Source organism: Streptomyces sp. NBC_01669, assembly GCF_026339735.1.
Classification (GTDB): Bacteria; Actinomycetota; Actinomycetes; order Streptomycetales; family Streptomycetaceae; genus Streptomyces; species Streptomyces yanii.
Map to the genome: position 1 here is coordinate 3,186,042 of NZ_JAPEQG010000001.1, position 21,336 is coordinate 3,207,377.

Consider the following 21,336-nt stretch of genomic DNA (forward strand, 5'->3'; position numbering starts at 1 on the left):
CCCCGGAAGAGGGCGCCAAGGACCGGCGCATGAGCTCGCTACTTGCTGGCGGAGCCTGCAGCCTTGCCGAAGCGGGCCTCGAAGCGGGCCACACGGCCACCGGTGTCGAGGATCTTCTGCTTGCCCGTGTAGAACGGGTGGCACTCGGAGCAGACGTCGGCGCGGATGTTGCCGCCGTCGATGGTGCTCCGGGTGGTGAACGACGCGCCACAGGTGCAGCTGACCTGCGTCTCGACGTACTCGGGGTGGATATCGCGCTTCAAGGGTGTCTCCTAGGTTCGGGAGGGCGCCGGGTCGCACGCGCGGATTGCGCATCCGTGAACCGGGGCCGACGTACCAGTCTGCCAGGACCGGCCGTATCTCCCAAAACCGGGGGCGGGTCGCAACTATTCCCGACCGTTCGGGAACACATCGTGACTGTCCTGTTACTGATGTGACGGAGGTCTACTGGACGACCTTGCCGGCCTCGCCCTTGTCACCCGCCGACTTCTCGGTGGCGGAGGCCGGGATCGGCTTGTCGTGCTTGAGGGCGGTCCACACCTGCTGCGCGGACTCCTCCAGCGGTATGACGCGGTTCGGGTCGGCCGGGTCGTACTGCACGGGCATCGTCACCATGGTGACGTTCTTCGAGCCGAGCCCCTTGAGACCGGTGGCGAAACCGGTGAGGTTCTTGACCGAACCCAGGTCGGAGTCGGTGGTGACGGCCTTCGTCGCCGTGTCCGCGAGATCGAACAGGGTCTTGGGGTTCGAGAACACCCCGACGCTCTTCGCCTGTTCCATCAGCGCCTTGATGAACGCCTGCTGGAGCTGGATGCGGCCGAGGTCGCTGCCGTCGCCGACGCTCTTGCGGGTGCGGACCAGTCCGAGCGACTGCTCCCCGTCGAGGGTGTGGGTGCCGGGCTGCAGACGCAGATGGCTCTTGGAGTCGTCGATCGCCTGCGTGGTGGTGATCTTGACGCCGCCGAGCTGGTCGATGAGCTTCTTGAAGCCGGTGAAGTCGACCTCGACGTAGTGGTCCATGCGGATGCCGGACATCGACTCGACGGTCTTGACCGCGCAGGCCGGTCCGCCGACCTCGTACGCCGTGTTGAACATCGCGCGCCGCTGGCCCGCGACCGTCTCACCGGTGGTGTCGCTCGTGCAGTCGGGGCGGGTGACGAGGGTGTCGCGCGGGATGGAGACGACGCTTGCCGTCTTGTGGCCCTTGTTGACGTGCACGACCATCGCGGTGTCCGAGCGGGCGGAGCCTTCGTCCACGCCGTACGCGGAGTTCGCGCCGGAGCGGGAGTCGGAGCCGAGGACGAGGATGTCCTGCGAGCCGTTGTCGACGTCGACGGGGCGGTTCTTGCCGAGCGCGGCGTTGATGTCGACGGCCTTGAGATTGTCGTTGAGCTTGACGTACGCGTATCCCAGCCCGGTACCGCCGATGACGACCACACCGGCCGCGGTCCAGGCGGCTATGCCCATGGCCCTGCGACGGCGGGACGGCTTCCTCCGGCGCTTGCCGGTGGCGCGTATTCGGGTGCTGCTGCCGCTCTGCCCGCTCATCCGTCTCCCTCGGTCCTCGCCTGCTCCCGGCTACCCCCTGCTGTGGTGTTCGGGCACTGGTTGTATCGCCTTGTCGCCATTTCGTACGACGCCGTGACTCGTTGAAGGGTTGCACAACGACCTGTGATGCCCGGGTGAGGACGGAACCCGCGCGCAGCGCCGGTGAACAGCCGGTGATCCCGCGCCCACCTGCGGTTTCTTGCCCGTTACAGCCAAATCGGGCGCGGAAGCGAAACGATCGCCGTGTGGCGAAGGTCTCGGATCGGGCGGTTCGAGGAAAAGACCGGGAAAAAAGGGCCGACCCCGTCACCGAAGTGGCGGGGTCGGCCCTTTTGACGACCGGCGGTCCAGGACTGCCGGGACGGTACGAGGTCAGTCGTTGCCGTTGCCCGGAGCGGGCGTCGTCTTCTGGATCTGGAGCAGGAACTCCGCGTTGGACTGGGTCTTCTTCATCCGGTCCAGGAGCAGCTCGATCGCCTGCTGCTGGTCGAGCGCGTGGAGCACCCGGCGCAGCTTCCAGACAATCGCCAACTCGTCGCTGCCGAGCAGGATTTCTTCCTTACGGGTGCTGGACGCGTCGACGTCCACCGCCGGGAAGATGCGCTTGTCCGAGAGCTTCCGGTCGAGCTTGAGCTCCATGTTGCCGGTGCCCTTGAACTCCTCGAAGATCACCTCGTCCATGCGCGAGCCGGTCTCGACGAGCGCGGTGGCCAGGATGGTCAGCGAGCCGCCGTCCTCGATGTTGCGCGCGGCACCGAAGAATCGCTTCGGCGGGTACAGCGCGGTCGAGTCGACACCGCCGGACAGGATGCGGCCGGATGCCGGGGCCGCGAGGTTGTACGCGCGACCGAGGCGGGTGATCGAGTCCAGCAGGACGACCACGTCGTGACCCAGCTCGACGAGACGCTTGGCGCGCTCGATGGCCAGCTCGGCGACGGTGGTGTGGTCCTCGGCGGGACGGTCGAAGGTCGAGGAGATGACCTCGCCCTTCACCGACCGCTGCATGTCGGTGACCTCTTCCGGACGCTCGTCGACCAGGACGACCATCAGGTGGCACTCGGGGCTGTTGACGGTGATCGCGTTCGCGATCGCCTGCAGGATCATGGTCTTGCCGGTCTTCGGCGGGGCCACGATCAGGCCTCGCTGGCCCTTGCCGATGGGAGCGACCAGGTCGATGATCCGCGTCGTCAGGACGTTGGAGTCGGTCTCCAGACGGAGCCGGTCCTGCGGGTAGAGCGGGGTCAGCTTCTGGAACTCCGGGCGGCCGCGGCCGGATTCCGGCGCCATTCCGTTGACGGAGTCGAGGCGGACGAGCGCGTTGAACTTCTCGCGGCGCTCGCCGTCCTTGGGCTGGCGCACCGCACCGGTGACGTGGTCACCCTTGCGCAGGCCGTTCTTGCGGACCTGGGCGAGCGAGACGTACACGTCGTTCGGGCCCGGCAGGTAGCCGGAGGTCCGGATGAACGCGTAGTTGTCGAGGATGTCCAGGATGCCCGCGACGGGGATCAGGACGTCGTCGTCGGTGACCGGCGGTGCGTCGCTCGCGAAGTCGTCGCGGCCACGACGGCCACGGCGGTCGCGGTAGCGGCCACGGCGGCCGCGACGGCCACCTGCCTCGTCGTCGTAACCGTCGTCCTGCGGGCCGCCGCCACCCTGCTGGCTCTGCCCCTGGCCCTGGCGCTGCTGGCGCTGGCCGCCCTGCTGCCCCTGGCCGCCGCCCTGCTCGTCGCCCTTGCCACGGCGGTCGCGCTGACGGTCACGGCGGTCGCCGCGCTCACCGCGGTCGCCACGCTCACCGCGGTCGCCACGCTCACCGCGGTCGCCACGCTCACCGCGCTGACCACGGCGGCCCTCGGCGGTGTCCACGGCGGCTTCGGCCTTCGCCTCGGAGCGGTCCTCGCCCTTCGGCTCGGCCTGCGTCTCCACCTTGGCCTCGACCTTGGGTTCCGCCTTGGTTTCCGGGCTGCCCGCCTGCGCGGTCGCACGGCGCCGACGGCGCTCGCCCGCGGGCTGGTCGTCACTGGCCGGCTGGCCGGGGATGTCGATCTGCTGCTGAGCCGTGGCCTTCTCGGCGGGCGCGGCGGCGGACTCGTCCCCGGTGCGCGACTTGGAGGTGGCGCGCCGCTTGGGCTTGGTCTCGGCGTCCACGGCAGCGGCCTTGGGCGCAGCAGTGCCGGCCTGCGCCTCCTTGATGACCTCGATCAGCTGGCTCTTGCGCATCCGCGCAGTGCCCTTGATGCCGAGGCCGGACGCGACCTGCTGCAGCTCGGCCAGGACCATGCCATCGAGGCCGGTGCCGGAGCGGCGGCGCCGTGCGGTGGTGCCAGTGGCAGCACCTTCGGCGGGCGCGGCGCTGTCGACGGTCTTGTCGGCAGTCACGCCCATCAGATCGGTGGTGTCGCTCACGAAGGGTCCTTCCCTGGAGCGGACGTCGGCCTTCTGGCTCGGCGACCGGTTGTGCTGTCCGACTGCGGTCTTTTGATCTTGCGGACCGTGCCGGGGCGGTGGTCCGCCGGGTACGGCGGAGAGATGAATGTGCAAAGGTCCGGCGCGAGCATCCCCCTGCTCGGCCCACTCCTGGACAAGCGAGGGGTGTCGTGCCGGTTCCGGAGCGTGCTCGAAACTGCTCAGGCAGGCTGCTCAGGCAGTTGGGGAGGCTCTCGGAAGAAATGGTGGCCCCGGAAAGGGACACGAAGCAACGCGCCACATAGACGTCGGTTGCAGACTTGAGGTTAACACTACCGGCTCCAACAAACATTCCCCCTCTCACTCACCGGCAATCACTTCTCGCTACGGGGCGAGCGGCAACACACTCGCACCCGAGGCGTCGAGAGTGAGCCGGTTGGCCGCCCATCCCTCGCCCGCCAGCCGTGCGACCTTGTCGGCCGCACCGTCCTCGGCCAGCGCGAGCACGGTCGGCCCGGCACCGGAGATGACTGCAGGGACGCCGTCGGCGCGCAGTCGGTTCACAAGTTCCACGCTCTCCGGCATCGCCGGAGAGCGATATTCCTGGTGCAGTCGGTCCTCGGTCGCGGCGAGCAGCAGCTCCGGGCGCCGTGTCATGGCCTCGACGAGGAGCGCCGCACGGCCTGCGTTGAACGCGGCGTCGACGTGCGGGACGGTGCGCGGCAGCAGTCCGCGGGCCGTCTCGGTGAGGACCGGCCTGCCGGGGACGAAAACCACCGGAACGATGGAATCGGAGGGATCCATCCTGATCGCCCGGGCGGATCCGCCGTCCATCCAGGCAAGCGTGAAGCCGCCGAGCAGGCATGCGGCGACGTTGTCGGGGTGGCCCTCGATCTCGGTGGCGAGCTCCAGCAGTGCCGCGTCGTCGAGCCGGGCGTCGCCGCCGGTGGTCACGGCGCGGGCCGCGACGATGCCGGCGCAGATGGCGGCGGAGGACGAGCCGAGGCCGCGCCCGTGCGGGATGCGGTTGGCGCAGACGATCTCCAGGCCGCGGGGCTGTCCGCCGAGCAGGTCGAAGGCGGTGCGCAGGGAGCGCACGAGGAGGTGACTCTCATCGCGGGGCAGGGTGTCGGCACCCTCGCCGGCGATGTCGATGTGCAGGCCGGAGTCGGCGACGCGGACGACGACGTCGTCGTAGAGCCCCAGCGACAGGCCGAGGGCGTCAAAACCCGGGCCCAGGTTGGCGCTGGTAGCAGGGACGCGCACCCGGACGGCGGCGGCTCGGAAGGCGGGACCGGCCATCGCTTCGACGACTCTCCTTGTGAGGCAGCGGGGATGTGTTGCGGTGGGGATTGTGGCGGTGGATCTTTCGTAAGCCTGTGGAGAACCCGATGGCCACGACGGCAGCACCGCGGCAGGTGCGGCGTGGCAGGTTGGGTACAGCTTATCGAAGGAAGGTTCTGTCGCGACATAGGGCGCACAGGAGGCGCACGATGCGTGTCGCACGCCTCCCATGCGCTCTCCGCCCCGAAAAGAGGCGGTTGAGCTGCTGTTGTTCCGGTTACGCGAGGCCCAGCTTCTCCGCGGCGGTGGCCGCGTCGACCGGTACCGTGACCGGCTGCGGGGCACCCGCGACGGCCCAGTCGGGATCCTTCAGGCCGTTGCCGGTGACCGTGCAGACGATCTTCTGGCCCGGGTCGACCTTGCCCTCTTCGGCGGCCTTGAGCAGACCGGCGACCGACGCGGCTGAGGCGGGCTCGACAAAGACGCCCTCCTGCGAGGCCAACAGCCGGTAGGCGGCCAGGATCTGACGGTCCGTGACCTCGTCGATGAAGCCGCCCGACTCGTCCCGCGCGGCCAGCGCGTACTGCCAGGAGGCCGGGTTGCCGATCCTGATCGCGGTGGCGATGGTCGACGGGTCCTTGACGACCTCGCCGCGGACGATGGGCGCGGAGCCGGAGGCCTGGAAGCCCCACATGCGCGGCTTGTGCGTGGACATCGCGTCCGCCGCGTACTCCGTGTAACCCTTCCAGTACGCGGTGATGTTGCCCGCGTTGCCGACCGGCAGGACGTGGATGTCCGGGGCGTCGCCGAGCGCGTCGACGATCTCGAACGCCGCGGTCTTCTGGCCCTCGATCCGCACCGGATTGACCGAATTGACCAGCGCCACCGGGTAGTTGTCCGAGAGCGAGCGGGCCAGCGTCAGGCAGTCGTCGAAGTTGCCGTCGACCTGCAGGATCTTGGCGCCGTGGACGAGCGCCTGGCCCATCTTGCCGAGCGCGATCTTACCCTGCGGCACGAGGACGGCGCAGACCATACCGGCCCGCACCGCGTACGCGGCGGCGGAGGCGGAGGTGTTGCCGGTGGAGGCACAGATGACTGCCTGCGCGCCCTCCTCCTTGGCCCGGGTGATCGCCATCGTCATCCCGCGGTCCTTGAAGGACCCGGTGGGGTTGGCGCCCTCCACCTTGAGGTGCACCTCGCAGCCCGTACGCTCGGAGAGGACCTGAGCGGGAACGAGCGGCGTACCACCCTCACGAAGCGTGACGACCTGCGTCGTGCTCGTGACCGGGAGACGGTCCCGGTACTCCTCGATGATGCCGCGCCACTGGTGGGTGCCCTTGGTGGTCATGGGTCCTTACTCCCCTTCAACACGCATGATGCTGGCGACACCGCGCACGGTGTCGAGCTTGCGCAGCGCCTCGACGGTCGCCGAGAGGGCGGCGTCGGGCGCGCGGTGGGTGACGACGACGAGGGAAGCCTCGCCGCCTTCGCCCGCCCGTCGCCCGCCGCCACCCTGCTCGATGGCGACTTCGTCGCCGCTGCCTGGATTTCGGCCTTGCTGGCGGACCGTATCGATGGATACGCCCTGTTCGGCGAAGACCGTCGCGACCTGGGCGAGTACGCCAGGCTTGTCGGCCACGTCGAGGCTGATGTGGTACCGCGTGACGACCTCGCCCATGGGGCTGACCGGCAGACGCGTGTACGCGGACTCACCGGGGCCGGTGGCCTCGCCGAGCTTGTTGCGGCAGACCGCGACCAGGTCGCCGAGGACCGCGGAGGCGGTCGGCGAGCCACCGGCGCCGGGGCCGTAGAACATCAGCTGCCCGGCGGCCTCGGCCTCCACGAAGACCGCGTTGTACGCCTCGCGGACGGAGGCCAGCGGGTGGCTGAGCGGGATCATCGCGGGGTGCACGCGCGCGGTGACGGACTGCCCGTCGGCGGCCCGCTCGCAGATGGCGAGGAGCTTGACGGTGCAGCCCATGCGGCGGGCCGAGGCGATGTCGGCGGCGGTGACCTCGGTGATGCCCTCGCGGTGCACCTCACCGATCTTCACCCGGGTGTGGAAGGCGATCCCGGCGAGGATCGCGGCCTTGGCGGCGGCGTCGAAGCCCTCGACGTCGGCGGTCGGGTCGGCCTCGGCGTATCCGAGGGCAGTGGCCTCGTCGAGCGCCTCGGAGTAGCCGGCGCCGCTGGTGTCCATCTTGTCGAGGATGAAGTTGGTCGTGCCGTTGACGATGCCGAGCACCCGGTTGACCTTGTCGCCGGCGAGGGACTCGCGCAACGGCCGTACGAGCGGAATGGCGCCGGCGACGGCCGCCTCGTAGTAGAGGTCCCGGCCGTACTGCTCGGCGGCGGCGTGCAGTGCGGCGCCGTCCTCGGCGAGCAGCGCCTTGTTGGCGGAGACGACGCTCGCGCCGTGCTCGAAGGCGGTGGTGATGAGCGTGCGGGCGGGCTCGATGCCGCCGATGACCTCGACGACGACGTCGATGTCGCCCCGTTTGACCAGGGCGGTCGCATCGGTGGTGATGAGTGCGGGGTCGATGCCCTCGCGCACCTTGGAAGGACGGCGGACGGCGACGCCGGCGAGCTCCACGGGCGCGCCGATGCGCGCGGCGAGGTCGTCGGCGTGCGTCGTCATGATGCGCGCCACCTCTGAGCCGACCACTCCACAGCCCAGCAGCGCCACCTTCAGCGGACGCGTACGCATCATCCGACCTCGTTTCTCATACATGCTCATGTGTGGACCAGTCTCACTCACCGGACGGGCGTTTCTGTCACCCGTCCGGATCCTGAGACATCTATTTCATCAACCGACATCAAGACGCAGGAGATCTTCCTCCGTCTCCCGCCGGACGATCACGCGCGCCTCTCCGTCGCGCACGGCGACGACGGGCGGGCGCAGCGCGTGGTTGTAGTTGCTCGCCATGGAGCGGCAGTAGGCGCCGGTGGCGGGCACCGCGATCAGGTCGCCGGGCGCGAGGTCCGACGGCAGGAACGCGTCCTTGACCACGATGTCGCCGCTCTCGCAGTGCTTGCCGACGACGCGGACGAGCATGGGCTCGGCGTCGGAGCGGCGGGAGACGAGCGCGACGGAGTACTCGGCGTCGTACAGCGCGGTGCGGATGTTGTCCGACATGCCGCCGTCGACACTGACGTACGTACGGAGCCCTTCGAGGTGCTTGAGGGTGCCGACCTCGTACAACGTGAACGCGGTGGGTCCGACGACGGCGCGCCCCGGCTCGACCGAGATCCGCGGGGTGGCGAGCCCGGCCGCCTCGCACTCGCGGGTCACGATGTCGCCGAGCGCCTTGGCGATCTCGTGCGGCTCGCGCGGGTCGTCGTCGGAGGTGTACGCGATGCCGAGGCCACCGCCGAGGTCGATCTCCGGCAGTTCGATGCCGTGCTCGTCGCGCACCTCGGCGAGGAGCTGGACCACACGTCGGGCGGAGACCTCGAAGCCGGCCATGTCGAAGATCTGCGAGCCGATGTGCGAGTGGATGCCGATGAGTTCGAGCCCGTCGAGGGCGAGCGCCCGGCGGACCGCCTCGGCGGCCTCTCCCCCGGCCAGCGCGATGCCGAACTTCTGGTCCTCGTGCGCGGTGGCGATGAACTCGTGGGTGTGCGCCTCGACGCCGACGGTCACCCGGATCTGTACGCGCTGCCGCTTGCCGAGCCGCTGCGCGACGTGCGAGACCCGGACGATCTCCTGGAACGAGTCGAGCACGATCCGCCCGACGCCGGCCTCGATGGCGCGCTCGATCTCGGCGACGGTCTTGTTGTTGCCGTGGAAGGCGATGCGTTCGGCGGGCATCCCGGCGTCGAGCGCGGTGGTCAGCTCACCACCGGAACAGACGTCGAGGTTGAGCCCCTCCTCCTGGAGCCAGCGCACGACGGCCCGCGAAAGGAACGCCTTTCCGGCGTAGAAGACATCGGCGTCCCGCCCGAAGGCGTCGGCCCAGGCGCGGCAGCGGGCGCGGAAGTCGCTCTCGTCGAGGAAGTAGGCGGGCGTCCCGAATTCCTCGGCCAGCCGGGTCACTTCGATCCCGCCGACGGCGACGACGCCGTCGTCGTTGCGGGAGACCGTACGGGCCCAGACCTTCTCGTCGAGGGCGTTGAGGTCGGCGGGCGGGGCTGCGTAGTGGCCCTCGGTCAGGACGTCGGCGTGACGGGGACCGGCGGGGTGTGCGGATCGGCTCATGGTGTTGCTCTGCTCTCTCAGGTCTCTCAGAGGACTTCGGGTGCGCTGATGCCGAGCAGGGACAGGCCGCCTGCGAGCACCGCCCCGGCAGCTTCGGCAACGGCCAGCCGGGAGCGATGGGCGGCCGAGGGTTTCTCGTCGCCCTTGGGCAGCGGCGGGCAGGCGTCGTGGAAGTCGAAGAAGGCGTGCGCAACCTCTTCGAGCTGCCGGGCGAGCCGGTCGGGCGCGCGGTGACGGGCGGCGGCGGCGAGAGCCTGGGGGTAGTCGGCCAGTGTACGCAGCAGTGCGGGGGCGTCGACGTCGTCGTCGTACGTCCCGGTGAATCCGAGCAGGGCTGCGCCGCGGGTGAGGGCGCAGGCCCGGGAGTGGGCGTAACGGACCAGGAAGAGCGGGTTGCCGACGCCCTGGACGAGCAGCTCCGCACCGAGCGGGGCGTGGTCGTGTCCGGCCGGCCGCAGCAGTCCCCACCGGGTGGCGTCGGGACCGAGCCGCCGCAGCAGCTCCCCCGCACCGGCACCGGCGGGAACGGGCCGGATGGCGGTGAGCGGAGCCGGCAGCCTCCCCTGTGCGTCGATGTGGACACCCAGCCGCGCCCAGTCCGGGTCGGGCGACCCGTCGCAGCTGGTACGCGCCAGCGCGCCCTGCGTGCGCGCAATCGCGCGCAGCGTGTGGGTGGTGACCGCCGCCCGGACCTCGCGGGCGTGGCTGAACTGCAGGATGTCTCCGGCGAGCGTGTCCCCGTGTCCGTACCGGGTCCCTCGCGCCAGCACCTCGCGTACGAGTGCCTCGCGCGCCCGGACATCGGCCGACGCGTCGAGGGTGAAGCTCAGGAACCCTGGCCCGGTGACGTCGACCCGCCCGATCCCGGGCGCACCGGCGACCCGGTCCCGCAGGATCCCGGCCACTTCCCTGGCCGGACGCGCGGCAGGCCCGGCCAACTGCAGCGCGACGGCACAGGCGTAGTCCCCGGTCCCGCCGGGCCTGGTCCTCTCCACCCGCACCCGCGCGGGCACGGGCGCGCGCAGGACGTCCTCGTCGACCGCGCGGCGCACAGCGTGCAGCACGGTCCTGGAGAGATCGGCGGGGGTCACGGGACAAGCGTAGGGGAGGGAGGGGGGCCTTTCGCGACCCGGTTTCGCCATGCGGTCAGCCCGCGGCGCTCTCCGCCCTCCCGGCAGGGTGTCTGCCGTCGATCGACGGCGGGGCCTCCCTGTTCGCCAACTGTCGTACGAGCCGCACCAGCTCGCTCGGCTCGAAGGGCTTCGCCAGGAAGGCGTCGACCCTGGCGGCGACGCCGTTGTCCACGTCGTACTGCGTACCGGCGCTGATGATCGCGACAGGCAGATGGCTGGTCCGGGGATCGGAACGGAGCCGGGTGGCGGTCTGCAGACCGTCGAGACGGGGCATGACGACATCGAGGGTGATCACATCCGGACAGACCTGATGCACCAGATCCAGACACTCGACACCATCGGCCGCGGTCACGACCTCGAAGCCCTCAAGCTCAAGATTGACCCTGATCAACTGCCGGATGACCTTGTTGTCGTCGACAACAAGCACGCGGCCACACGCCCCTGACACACTCCGAGGGTAGGTCCGGCGTAGGGGCTGCGTCCGCGTTTTGCCCATTTCCGGCCCCGGACGGGTGGTCGGCGGAGGGCACATGGCCGACACGGCGGCCCGGCGGACGGGCGCGCGAGCGCCCCGGCAACGCGGGGCACGGCGGCGCCGGGGCGCGGGGGGCGACGTGCGACGGTGACCGCACGGAAATACCTGTTCACGGACACCCGCCAGAAGCTGGTAGTGTTTCATTCGTCGCCAAGCAATACGGCGACACGCCCCCGTAGCTCAGGGGATAGAGCATCGGCCTCCGGAGCCGGGTGCGCAGGTTCGAATCCTGCCGGGGGCACTTCGCAGGAAGTGCCGAACAGACCTCGCCATCAGCGAACTCGCTGGGGCGGGGTCTTGGCGTTTCTCCCGACGATCTGCAGTCGGAAGGCCGCGGCCCCACTCGCGGAAGCGGTCCACCCGAGGTCGGACGCGCCGCCCCCGGATGGACCCTGCCCCGCGTCGCCGTCGATCCTCTCCCCCGACATGCGGCAACAGCCCCGTCGCCCCCTATCGTCGGTCGGCCGGGGCGGGCGTTCCGCATCCATGTCGCTCGGCCGACTCGGTGGCGAAGACACGGAGAGCTGTGCGTTCGCGTTCGGAGACGGTGGCGTGCGGCAGGAGCGGTTCCAGGGTGTACAGCGCGTTGCCGGCGGGGCAGGTCGCGGTGGTCCAGGACGTGCCGTCGTTACTGCCCGACGTACCGACGTAGTCGTAGGGGCTGCGGAGCGGGTCGTGGCGGGGAGCGTTCGGGTAGGGGCCGTAGTAGGCGGCGACTCGGAAGGTCTGCTTGCCGTCGGCCCCGGCCAGGATGCACTGTTCGATGGGCGCCGCGCCGTCCGCTTCCGTCTCGTACGCGGCGGATTCCGTTCCCCGGCACGTTCCGGTCGCTTCGCCGGGCTTCTTCAGCTTCTCGAACGCCCCGGGCGGCACGCTCTTTGTCCGTGTGACGCCGGGGAGGGCGCAGTGGTGTTGCTCGGCCGCCCGCTCCAGGGCCCGGGTCACCAGCGCCGCGATACCGTCGCGCCGCTCCTGCAGGCTGCCCACGGGCCGGTCCCGGACAGCGGTCAGGCTCAGGACGAGATCGTCGTCCGCTCCCTTTCCGCAGGCCAGGAAGGCAGTGGCGTACGGCTCGGAACCGCTGCCGGCCGACACCAATGCGGGGCGGCCTCCCCCTACCGGAACGAGCAGCCCGGCGCGATCGTGGGCGAGGATCCGGTCCGCGTTCACCACCACCGACTCGGCGTCCGGGCCGCGCTGAACCGAGACGGTCACAGACGCCTTCGTACCGCTGGGGTCGAAGGCGCGGCAGCCTCCGCCACCCGTGTCCTTGCCGCTCACGCGCTCGGCTCCCAGGGCGCTCATCATCTCGGCCGCGTCGACCAGCCCCCCGCACCCTTCCTCGAGTGCCTGTCCATCGCGCCACTGGTCGTAGGCACCTGTCGCGTACACGGCCCCGCCGCCCGCCACCAGGACGGCTGCCACGGTCACGGCGATCACGGACTTCCTCATCAGGACAGCCCCCGGTGCAGGTCCGCAAGGGCTTGATTGCGTGCGCTGCTGTAGTGCAGATTCATGTAGTCCTGCAGGTAGTTCACGACCGGATCCTTCTTGTAGTCCATGCCACGCCCGGCGGCCCACTGGTTGATCAGGTCGTGGGAGCCCTGCGCCTTGACGCCCATCTCCTTGGCCACGCCCACATTGGCCACCTGGTCCGCCTCCGCCTTCACGTCCTTCGACCACTCGTAGGTGGCGGCGTCGACCATTCGCTGGGCCGCGTCACCGACCCCGGGAATGATCGTCAGGGGTGCGCCGACCCCGTGGTACGAGTACCTGGCCACGTCGTCGATCCAGCCCTTGCGGGCATCGCGGTCGTCGAGGATGACGTCGACACCGATGGCGTTGAACACGCCGCTGCCCATGCCGACATCGGCGACCCGGTTCTCCCAGTCCTTGTTGTTGCTGTAGGTCGCGTCGGCTCCGCCGAGCGCGTGCGCGGCCTGCGCGCGTTCGGCGTCGTACAGGTGCGCGAAGTTCTGCGGGTTGTCGGAGACGCCGCGCAGCACCCGGGTCAGCGAGTCCTGGGAGACGTTGAGATGACCGCCGTCCCCGTCCCGGAACATCTCGCCGCCCTGCGTGTATGCGTAACGCGGGTCGTGGGTGAGCGTGTTGTGGGTGTCGGGCGCGTAGTCCACGAGGGCACGCGCGAGCGGGTCGCGCAGGTTCGCTTCGATGCTGTCGCCCTTGGTGCCCTGATCGAGGAGGGTCACCGTCTGCTGCATGATCCGCGCCTCGGCCGGACTGTGCTTCCCGTCACTCTGGTGGGAGGTGTCGCCGGCCGGGTGTCCGGTGGCCCCTGCCTCGATGGCAGCGCCGAGACCGACCCGGTTGTCGCCATCGACCGTGTCGCTGCCGACGGATTCGATGTTGCCCCGCCAGTTCGTGGTGTCGGTGACATCCCAGTCCCGCTCCTTGAGCAGGTAATCGAGGCGGTCGTTGCTGCCGTCACCGGAATGCGGGTCGAGATACCCGGTCGCCGCCTCGGGGTCGCGGCCCATGATTCCGAGCGCTGCGTCGACGGGGTCGTTGGCGAACCATCCGTCGCCGGAACCGGAGTCGAACCGGCCGTACAGGTCCCAGACGTTCTTGTCCTTCTTCTCGGCCGCGATCATGTCGTCGGTGATGTCGGCCGTGAACTGCGGTGAGTAGTCGTCGCCGCCCTGCTGAAGGAGCGTCATGAGACTCTGGTAACCGCGTACTTGCTGGCCGTGGCCCTTGGCGACGGTGTTGACCTTGTCGCCCGCCGCGTCGAGGTCGTACTTTTCCAGGCCGGCTGACTTCAGCCCTTCCCGCCAGTCGTTGTAGAAGGTGGCGTCGTCGCTCCTCGACCATCGCGAGAAGGCGTCCCGGTACGCCTTGGAGCCGTAGGCGGCCTTCTTGCCGTCGGGGCCCTTGAAGTCAGGGACCCGGGTGGCGCCCGCCACCGTGTTCGCCAGGCCTCGCTCCAGACCCAGGTACGCCGACTTGTGCTTGCTGTCGTCGCCGTACGCGAGGTCGTTGAACCGGTTGGTCAGCTTCAGCGTGTCCTCGGGACCCAGCGAGTTCAGCAGGGTCCGGCTGAACACCTTGTCGTGGGCGTTGTCCCTGAAGTCCCGGTCCATCGCCGCCCGTTCCTCCGCACTGAGCTTCTCCCCCGCGAGCAGCCGGTCCGCGTACTCCTTGGCCTCCCGGGCCTCGTACACCTCGATGTCACCGACCGCGGTCCCGTTGAAGTCGTGCGTCCCGAACGGGTTGAGCGCCCGTTCGAAGAACCCTTTCACCCCGGCGGCCTTGTGCAGGGCGAGCAGCACCCCCTGATCGGCGTCGTCCACAGCCCTCACGGCAGCGGCAATCTGCTTGTTCCAGTCATCGACGGCTGCCTGCTGCTTGCGGACGAAGTCCTGGTAGTCGGGGTCGTTGTGGTATCTGACGGTTGCGCTGTAGTCGTACGACACCTGCCCCTTGGAGTCCACCGACAGGTCATTCGCCCGGGCGTCCGCCACCAGGTTCTTCACCGCCCCGACCAACGTGACGAACTGCTCATGGGCGTCACGCAGGAGTGAGGCAATCGCTCTCGCCTCCACCCGAGCGGCTCTCATCTGACCGCGTGTGGCCTTGAACTGCCCCTGCGCGGCGGTCGCGCTGAGACCGATCCACTCACCGTCGGTCGAGACGCTCTGGACCGTGGCGCCGTACAGCTCCCCCAGGTCCTGAAAGCCGTCCGCCATGCCGTCCCAGTCGTCGGCGGCCTTGGTGAGCGGGGCAAGGTTGATCGTCATGACGTCCTGGTAGGTCAGCACCGGCGCCTACCTCCCGTCGGTCTCGGGGGACAGCGCGGCTATCTTCCCCATGTCGCCCTTGATCTCATGATCGACATACTGGAAGTCGCCCCTGGTCTGGCGCAGAGCCTCCTTGTCGCGGGCCAGCCGGCCCTGAAGGCTCTCGACCTGCTTCTCCCATTCCGCGTGCGCGTCCTTCAGTCCGGAACCTGTCTGCCAGCCGGTGAACGCGGTCACCGCGCCCGTGGTCGAGTCGTCCGCCACCACGCCCGCCTTCCGCACACCGGGCTGGATCTGCGTCTCCAGCGCATTGACTGCCGCTGTCTTGCCCGACGCGTTGATCTTCACGTCCGGCAGGCCGCCGTGACCGGGTCCGGCGCTGTTCAGCCGGGTCTGCGCGGCCTGCCTCAGCTCGGCCCACTCCTGATCAAAAGACACGGAACTCCCTCGACTGTGGCTGCCAGGATGCTAACCACAGACTCGTCCGTCATCGCATCAAGATCCTTGCGCTGGGCGAATCCTGACGGTTTGCATCGATCACCGCGGGCCATCGTCCGTCCCGTTGTCCGCGGCGCCGCCGGCCTGCATCGCATCCGCGCAGCCGTCGCGGGCATCAGATCGCGGGGTGCTCCAGGGCACCACGTCCTCGGTGTCGGCCCTCCGGCCGCCCGGCAGCCCAGGAGAGCAGACGGAACCGGTGGGGGGACAGAACGCGGCGCCCCGGCAAGGGGCGGATTCGGCCGTTCCGTCGCAGACGCCGGACCTCCGGCGAAACGGCCGGGCCCGGATCAGCCCACCGGCAGCCCCGGCGCCGGGTACGCATCCATCAGGGTCCTCACCTCTGCGCGCACCTTCTCCACCACGGCCTCGTCACCGGTGCGCGCCGCCTCGACCACCCGGTCGATCCACTCCGCGACCGTGCCCATCTCGGAGGCGGGGATCCCGCGGGAGGTCAGGGCGGGGGTTCCGATGCGGATGCCGGACGGGTCGAACGGCTTGCGGGGGTCGTACGGGACGGCGTTGTAGTTGACGACGATGCCGGCCCGGTCCAGGGCCTTCGCCGCGATCTTGCCGGGTACGTCCTTGCCGGTGAGGTCGATCAGCAGGAGGTGGTTGTCCGTGCCGCCGGAGACCAGGTCGAAGCCGCGGGAAGCCAACTCCTCCCCCAGGGTGTGGGCGTTGGCCACGACCTGGTGGGCGTAGGCGCTGAAGCCGGGGGTCGCGGCCTCCTTGAGGGCCACCGCGATCGCTGCGGTCGTCTGGTTGTGCGGGCCGCCCTGAAGGCCGGGGAAGACGGCGCGGTCGATGGCGCGGGCGTGCTCCGCCCGGCTCAGCAGCATCGCCCCGCGCGGACCGCGCAGGGTCTTGTGAGTGGTGGTGGAGACCACGTCTGCGTACGGGGCGGGCGAGGGGTGGGCGCCGCCCGCGATCAGGCCCGCGATGTGGGCGATGTCGGCGACCAGGACCGCGCCGGTCTCCTTGGCGATCTCGGCGAAGCCGGCGAAGTCGATCTCCCGGGGCACTGCCGTACCGCCGCAGAAGATCACCTTGGGGCGCTCGGCCAGGGCCAGGTCGCGGACCTCGTCCAGGTCGATACGGCCGGTGTCGCGGCGGACGCCGTACTGCACACCGCGGAACCAGGTGCCGGTCGCGGAGACGCCCCAGCCGTGTGTGAGGTGGCCGCCCATCGGCAGCGACATGCCGAGCACGGTGTCGCCGGGCTGCAGGAAAGCCAGATACACCGCGAGGTTGGCGGGCGAGCCGGAGTACGGCTGCACATTGGCATGATCCATGCCGAAGAGGGATGTGGCCCGTTCGACGGCCACCGTCTCCACCTGATCGATGATCTGCTGGCCCTCGTAGTACCGCTTGCCGGGGTAGCCCTCGGAGTACTTGTTCTGGAGCACCGTGCCGGAGGCCTCCAGCACGGCTGCGGAGACGTAGTTCTCACTGGGGATCAGGCGCAGGGTGTCGGCCTGGAGCCGCTCCTCCGCGGTGACGAGGGCGGCGAGCTCCGGGTCGGTGGCGGTGAGTGCGGGGCGGCGGTTTTCGGGTGTCGTCACGGGATCCTCCCGGGTCTGGCGCATTGCTGCGGCGTGGACCCGGATGCCCAGGCGGACGGCTCTCCGGCGGTGACGCCTCCGGGCAGGCCCGGAGTGTGCCGCTTCCTCGTGGTCGGTTCCACGGAGCACCCCTGCCGGGATGCGCGCCAGTCGCGGCGCCTCCCAGTCTACTGATGGGGGGCGGCCCGGGTGGCTTTTGGATGGGCCGTTCGTGGATGTTCCGCCCTGATTGACACCCTTCGTGGCGGCGAGGATGGTGGTGGGGCCGGGCGCGGTCAGGGGTGCCGTGCCCAACGGTTGGGGGGCCGGTATGAGTTGGGGCGATCCGCCTTTCGGACCGGAAGATTCTCCCCCGGTTCCGCCGCCGCCGTCCCGTCCGCCGACCGTCGGACCGCCGCCTCCCGGTGCCGCGCTGCGCGCCACGACGGTGGGGCTGCTCAATCTCTCGGGGCTCGGGATCGGTTATGCCCTGGTGGGGCGCTGGGGCGGGGCCGTTCTGTGCTGGCTGGCCACCGGTGTGCTGCTGCTGGTCGCGCTGCCCGCCGACCCCGACGGTGTGACCGGGGGTCTGGTCGTCGCGTATGTGGTCGTGATGGTGCCGGCCGTCGTGCACGGCGCGTGGATCGGGCGGCGTACCGCTGTCGGCGGATCGTGGCGGCCGGTGGTGGCGGCCGGGGTCGGAGTGGTGCTGCTGGCGGTGCCGGCGGGGGGCGTGGTGTTCTACGGCTCCGCGCAGGACGAGGCCGTCGAGCAGATGCTGCTCGACCGGCTGGGCGAAGGCGACCGGACGGTGAAGGCCGCCTCGGGCAGGACCTTCGATGCGGCCCGGGCCGATTACCGTTCCGCCCTCGCCGTGTACCGGGAGCTCGGTGAGGAGCACGCGGGGTCGAGGGCGGGAAAGCTCGTACCGAAGCGGCTGAGCGCGTACTACGAGGCGGTCGCCGCCCCGTACCGTCAGGGGAAGCACTGCGAGGCAGTCGCGCCGCTGACGTATCTGCGGACCGTGCCGAAGTCGATCGACCCGAAGCTCCTGGGCGACCTGGCCGGCTGGCCCGACGACCCGCTGGCCACCTCGCTGTACACGTGCGGGGTGTCCGAGCTGGGCGACTCGACGGTGGGGACGTCCGGCGGCGATCTGGCCGAGCTGTTGCGTACGTTCCCCGGATCGGCGCAGGCCAAGAAGGTCGGGCCCGCGGTCTCCGGAAAGATCAAGGAGCAGGTCGGCGCGGTGGGCGGCAGCAGTCCCTGCGCTGCCACCGAGACGTTGCGCGGGCTCCGGACGACCGTGAAGGCACTGCCCGACGCATCGGTCTCCGCGCGGGCCCGGGAGGCCGATACCGGGATCCGGAACGGCGTGTACGCGTGCGGGGTGGACCAGTTCAGGTCCAAGCAGTTCGCCGACGCCCGGAAAACGCTGACGGAGTTCGCCGCCACGTACAGGAACGACAAGCGGCGGGCGCACGCCCGGGACATCGCCATCGCCGCGGAGATCGCCGCCGACCGGCCCGCGGCGGGCAAGCGGCTGCCGCCTTCCGGGAGTCCGGGCGGTTCCCGGATGGAGCTCGTGATCAGCAACGACGCCCCGAGCGGCGTCGAGATCCTCTACACCGGTCCGGTCACCGGTCGCGTCTCACTGGGGCGGTGCGGCAGCTGCCGGCAGTACACCTCGGAGGTCAGCGGGTCGTCGCTCGCCTGCAAGTCCGGCGGCAGGAGCTACCCGAAGGTGCGGTTGCGGCTTCCTGCGGGCGAGTACCACTTCCTGTACAAGCACGGCACGGGTGCGAGCGCGGCCGTGGACAGCTACTCGTCCGGATCGCGGATCAAACCGGGCTATACATATACGAGTTGCACGTATGTCGTCGAGAGCTCGTACGGACTGGGGCTGCCCTCGCCGACCGATCCCGTCAGCCTTGCGCCCGCGGGTTCTTCTCGATGATCCGGCCGTCGATGTGCGCGGCGAGGAAGGCGCCGCCGTACTTGTCGGATACGTACACCCGGAGCACCGGCTGATCGTTCTGGAACGGCGACGAGGGGTTGCGAGGGTGGACTCGCGGATCGCCGCAATGCCGAAGTCGGTGAGGACGGGGCGGCCGTCGGTGCGCAGGAGGACGTTGGCGGGCTTGACGTCACGGTGCTGGATGCCCGCCGTGGCCTTCGCCTCGTTCCGGCGTTCTTCGCCGCGGGGCGCGCGGCCGTCGCGCAGACGGACCGGACCGAAGCGGCCGGAGCAGCGACCTCCCGATCACGCACATTCCCGACCTTTCACCTCGAACTTCCCTTCAGTTGCCCCCTCTTGACAGTTTCTTGGCGAATGCATGCCCCTTAGGTAAGGGGTTCCTCGCCAGAGTGGCGACTTACATGTGCACATCATCCGGCACATGCTCCACACGCGAAGAACCACATCGCAGGGGGTTACATGAGAACCAGTCGCGCCAGGCGTCGCGCCGGGCTGAGCATGGCAGCGACACTGCCGCTGCTCGCCGGTGCCCTCGCCCTCGGCATACCGTCCGCCAGCGCGGACTCCGCACCCGCGGGTCGCGACGCTCTGCAGGGCACCAAGCCGGTCTGGGCCACGGCCAAGGCCGACCAGGGCGCCACCGCCGACAGCGGAAAGGTGAGTGTCCGGGTCCATCTGGCCGGCCGGGACGCGAAGGGGCTGGCGGCCTACGCCGCCGCCGTGTCCGACCCGGCGTCCCCTTCGTACGGGAAGTACCTGAGCGCCAAGGAGGCGCAGGCCCGGTTCGGGGCGACCCAGCAGCAGATCGACCAGGTGGTCCAGTGGCTGAAGTCGAGCGGTCTGACCGTCACCGGCGCCCATCAGCACTACGTCTCCGCCACCGGTGACGTCGCCGCGGCCGAGAAGGCGTTCAGCACCCAGCTGCGCAACTACCGCAAGGGCAGCCGGACCTACCGCGCCCCGTCCTCCACGGCCTCTGTCCCGGCCGCGCTGAGCAACGCCGTCCTCGCCGTCTCCGGTCTGGACAACGCGCCGCACAAGTCGAGCCACGACGAGACGCTGCCGCCGCCGGACGCGGTGTTCCGCAACTCCGGTCCGTTCTCCTCGTACTTCGGCTCCAGGACGGCCTCGACGCTGCCGAGCGCCTACGGCTCCAAGGTGCCGTACGCGATCAAGGGCTACACCGGCAAGCAGCTGCGTGCCGCGTACGGTGCGGGCAGTTGGACCGGCAAGGGCGTGACCGTCGCGATCACCGACGCGTACGCCTCGCCGACCATCGCGAAGGACGCCGCCGAGTACGCCGCGCGCAACGGCGACGCCCCGTACAGGCGCGGTCAGCTCAGCCAGGTCCTGCCGGACGACTACACGAAGACCGAGGAGTGCGGGGCCTCCGGCTGGTACGGCGAGGAGACCCTCGACGTCGAGGCCGTGCACGCGGTCGCGCCCTCCGCCGACATCGTCTACGTGGGCGGCGCGTCCTGCTACGACGCCGACCTGCTGGACTCGCTCAACAAGATCGTCGACCACCGGCTCGCCGACATCGTCTCCAACTCCTGGGGCGACATCGAGGCCAACGAGACCCCGGACGTCGCGGCCGCGTACGACCAGGTCTTCAAGATGGGTGCGGTCGAGGGCATCGGCTTCTACTTCTCCTCCGGTGACGCAGGCGACAACGTCGCGTCCACCGGCACGAAGCAGATCGACGTCCCGTCCAACTCCGCCTGGGTGACGTCGGTCGGCGGCACCTCACTGGCCGTCGGCAAGAACGACACGTACCAGTGGGAGACCGGCTGGGGCACGCTGAAGGCGAACCTCGCCGCCGACGGCAAGAGCTGGACCGGCTTCCCGGGCGCGTACACCTCCGGCGCGGGCGGCGGCACCAGCTCGACCGTGAAGCAGCCGTTCTACCAGCGCGGCGTGGTCCCGGACTCGCTCGCGCAGGCGAACGGGAAGAAGCGGATGCGCACGGCCCCGGACATCGCGGCGGTCGCCGACCCGAACACCGGCTTCCTGGTCGGCCAGACGCAGACGCTGCCCGACGGCTCCCTCGGCTACGACGAGTACCGCATCGGCGGTACGTCGCTGGCGGCGCCGGTCATCGCGGGCGTCCAGGCGCTCGCGCAGCAGGCCCAGCACGGCGGCCCGCTCGGTTTCGCCAACCCGGCTATCTACGCCCGGTACGGCTCGACGGCGTACCACGACGTCACCGACCACCCGCTGGGTGCCGACCGTGACCTCGCGGTCGCCCGCGTCGACTTCGCCAACGGCTCCGACGCGGCGGACGGCTTGCTGACGTCGGTGCGCAGCCTCGGCAAGGACGCCTCGCTCAAGGCGGTCAGGGGATACGACGACGTGACGGGTGTCGGGACTCCGGCGGCCGGATACGTCAACTCGTACCGCCGGTACTGACGCACGGGCTCGATACAATGACTGCCCCGGGGCTGCGGCTCCGGG

At 69.9% G+C, this 21,336-nt stretch carries 15 protein-coding genes, 1 tRNA gene and 1 pseudogene; 3 read left to right on the top strand and 14 right to left on the bottom strand.

From position 1 onward, the window contains the following. Window positions 1-38 precede the first annotated feature (38 nt). The 9 genes from rpmE to OG972_RS13950 form a co-directional block, all read right to left on the bottom strand. Window positions 39-263, bottom strand: a complete 225-nt coding sequence (rpmE, locus tag OG972_RS13910; protein WP_093693080.1) for a 50S ribosomal protein L31 — start codon at window positions 261-263, stop codon at window positions 39-41. A gap of 181 nt (window positions 264-444) precedes the next feature. Continuing rightward, window positions 445-1,548 (bottom strand): LCP family protein, encoded by a 1,104-nt coding sequence (locus OG972_RS13915; RefSeq protein ID WP_266981462.1) that lies wholly within the window; start codon window positions 1,546-1,548, stop codon window positions 445-447. Between the two features lie 372 nt (window positions 1,549-1,920). Beyond that, window positions 1,921-3,954 (bottom strand): transcription termination factor Rho, encoded by a 2,034-nt coding sequence (rho, locus tag OG972_RS13920; protein WP_266981464.1) that lies wholly within the window; start codon window positions 3,952-3,954, stop codon window positions 1,921-1,923. Between the two features lie 384 nt (window positions 3,955-4,338). Further along, window positions 4,339-5,256: a homoserine kinase gene (gene thrB / locus OG972_RS13925; RefSeq protein ID WP_266981465.1), complete on the bottom strand. Its 918-nt coding sequence runs from the start codon at window positions 5,254-5,256 to the stop codon at window positions 4,339-4,341. Window positions 5,257-5,515: 259 nt separating this feature from the next. Further along, window positions 5,516-6,586: a threonine synthase gene (gene thrC, locus OG972_RS13930; RefSeq protein WP_266981466.1), complete on the bottom strand. Its 1,071-nt coding sequence runs from the start codon at window positions 6,584-6,586 to the stop codon at window positions 5,516-5,518. A gap of 6 nt (window positions 6,587-6,592) precedes the next feature. Continuing rightward, complete coding sequence (locus OG972_RS13935) at window positions 6,593-7,948, bottom strand: homoserine dehydrogenase (protein WP_266981467.1); 1,356 nt, start codon at window positions 7,946-7,948, stop codon at window positions 6,593-6,595. Between the two features lie 96 nt (window positions 7,949-8,044). Then, a complete protein-coding gene (gene lysA / locus OG972_RS13940) occupies window positions 8,045-9,436 on the bottom strand; it encodes a diaminopimelate decarboxylase (RefSeq protein ID WP_266981469.1) in 1,392 nt (463 codons plus the stop codon). A gap of 26 nt (window positions 9,437-9,462) precedes the next feature. Next, complete coding sequence (gene nrtL, locus OG972_RS13945) at window positions 9,463-10,527, bottom strand: ArgS-related anticodon-binding protein NrtL (RefSeq protein WP_266981471.1); 1,065 nt, start codon at window positions 10,525-10,527, stop codon at window positions 9,463-9,465. Between the two features lie 55 nt (window positions 10,528-10,582). Next, window positions 10,583-11,065, bottom strand: coding sequence for a response regulator (locus OG972_RS13950; RefSeq protein WP_266981472.1), 483 nt, complete (start codon window positions 11,063-11,065; stop codon window positions 10,583-10,585). Between the two features lie 208 nt (window positions 11,066-11,273). Between OG972_RS13950 and OG972_RS13955 the strand changes: the two genes are divergently transcribed. Then, window positions 11,274-11,345, top strand: a tRNA-Arg gene (locus OG972_RS13955). Window positions 11,346-11,554: 209 nt separating this feature from the next. Here the strand turns inward: OG972_RS13955 and OG972_RS13960 are convergent. The 4 genes from OG972_RS13960 to glyA all read right to left on the bottom strand — a co-directional run bounded on the left by OG972_RS13960 (window position 11,555) and on the right by glyA (window position 16,925). Continuing rightward, on the bottom strand, window positions 11,555-12,544 hold the full coding sequence (locus OG972_RS13960; RefSeq protein WP_266981474.1) for a hypothetical protein: 990 nt from the start codon (window positions 12,542-12,544) through the stop codon (window positions 11,555-11,557). 11 nt (window positions 12,545-12,555) lie between these two features. Then, window positions 12,556-14,883: a hypothetical protein gene (locus OG972_RS13965; RefSeq protein ID WP_266981476.1), complete on the bottom strand. Its 2,328-nt coding sequence runs from the start codon at window positions 14,881-14,883 to the stop codon at window positions 12,556-12,558. A gap of 6 nt (window positions 14,884-14,889) precedes the next feature. Then, window positions 14,890-15,300, bottom strand: a complete 411-nt coding sequence (locus OG972_RS13970) for a hypothetical protein (RefSeq protein WP_266981478.1) — start codon at window positions 15,298-15,300, stop codon at window positions 14,890-14,892. A 350-nt stretch (window positions 15,301-15,650) separates the two neighbouring features. Continuing rightward, window positions 15,651-16,925 (bottom strand): serine hydroxymethyltransferase, encoded by a 1,275-nt coding sequence (gene glyA, locus OG972_RS13975; protein WP_266981480.1) that lies wholly within the window; start codon window positions 16,923-16,925, stop codon window positions 15,651-15,653. 310 nt (window positions 16,926-17,235) lie between these two features. On the opposite strand from glyA, the gene OG972_RS13980 reads away from it, so the two are divergent. Then, window positions 17,236-18,861: a hypothetical protein gene (locus OG972_RS13980; RefSeq protein ID WP_266981482.1), complete on the top strand. Its 1,626-nt coding sequence runs from the start codon at window positions 17,236-17,238 to the stop codon at window positions 18,859-18,861. A gap of 105 nt (window positions 18,862-18,966) precedes the next feature. On the opposite strand, the pseudogene OG972_RS13985 reads toward OG972_RS13980, so the two are convergent. Further along, a pseudogene (locus OG972_RS13985) lies at window positions 18,967-19,071 on the bottom strand (serine/threonine protein kinase); the annotation flags it as partial. Window positions 19,072-19,341: 270 nt separating this feature from the next. Here OG972_RS13985 and OG972_RS13990 point away from each other — a divergent pair. After that, window positions 19,342-21,291: a protease pro-enzyme activation domain-containing protein gene (locus OG972_RS13990; protein WP_266981484.1), complete on the top strand. Its 1,950-nt coding sequence runs from the start codon at window positions 19,342-19,344 to the stop codon at window positions 21,289-21,291. Window positions 21,292-21,336 lie beyond the last annotated feature (45 nt).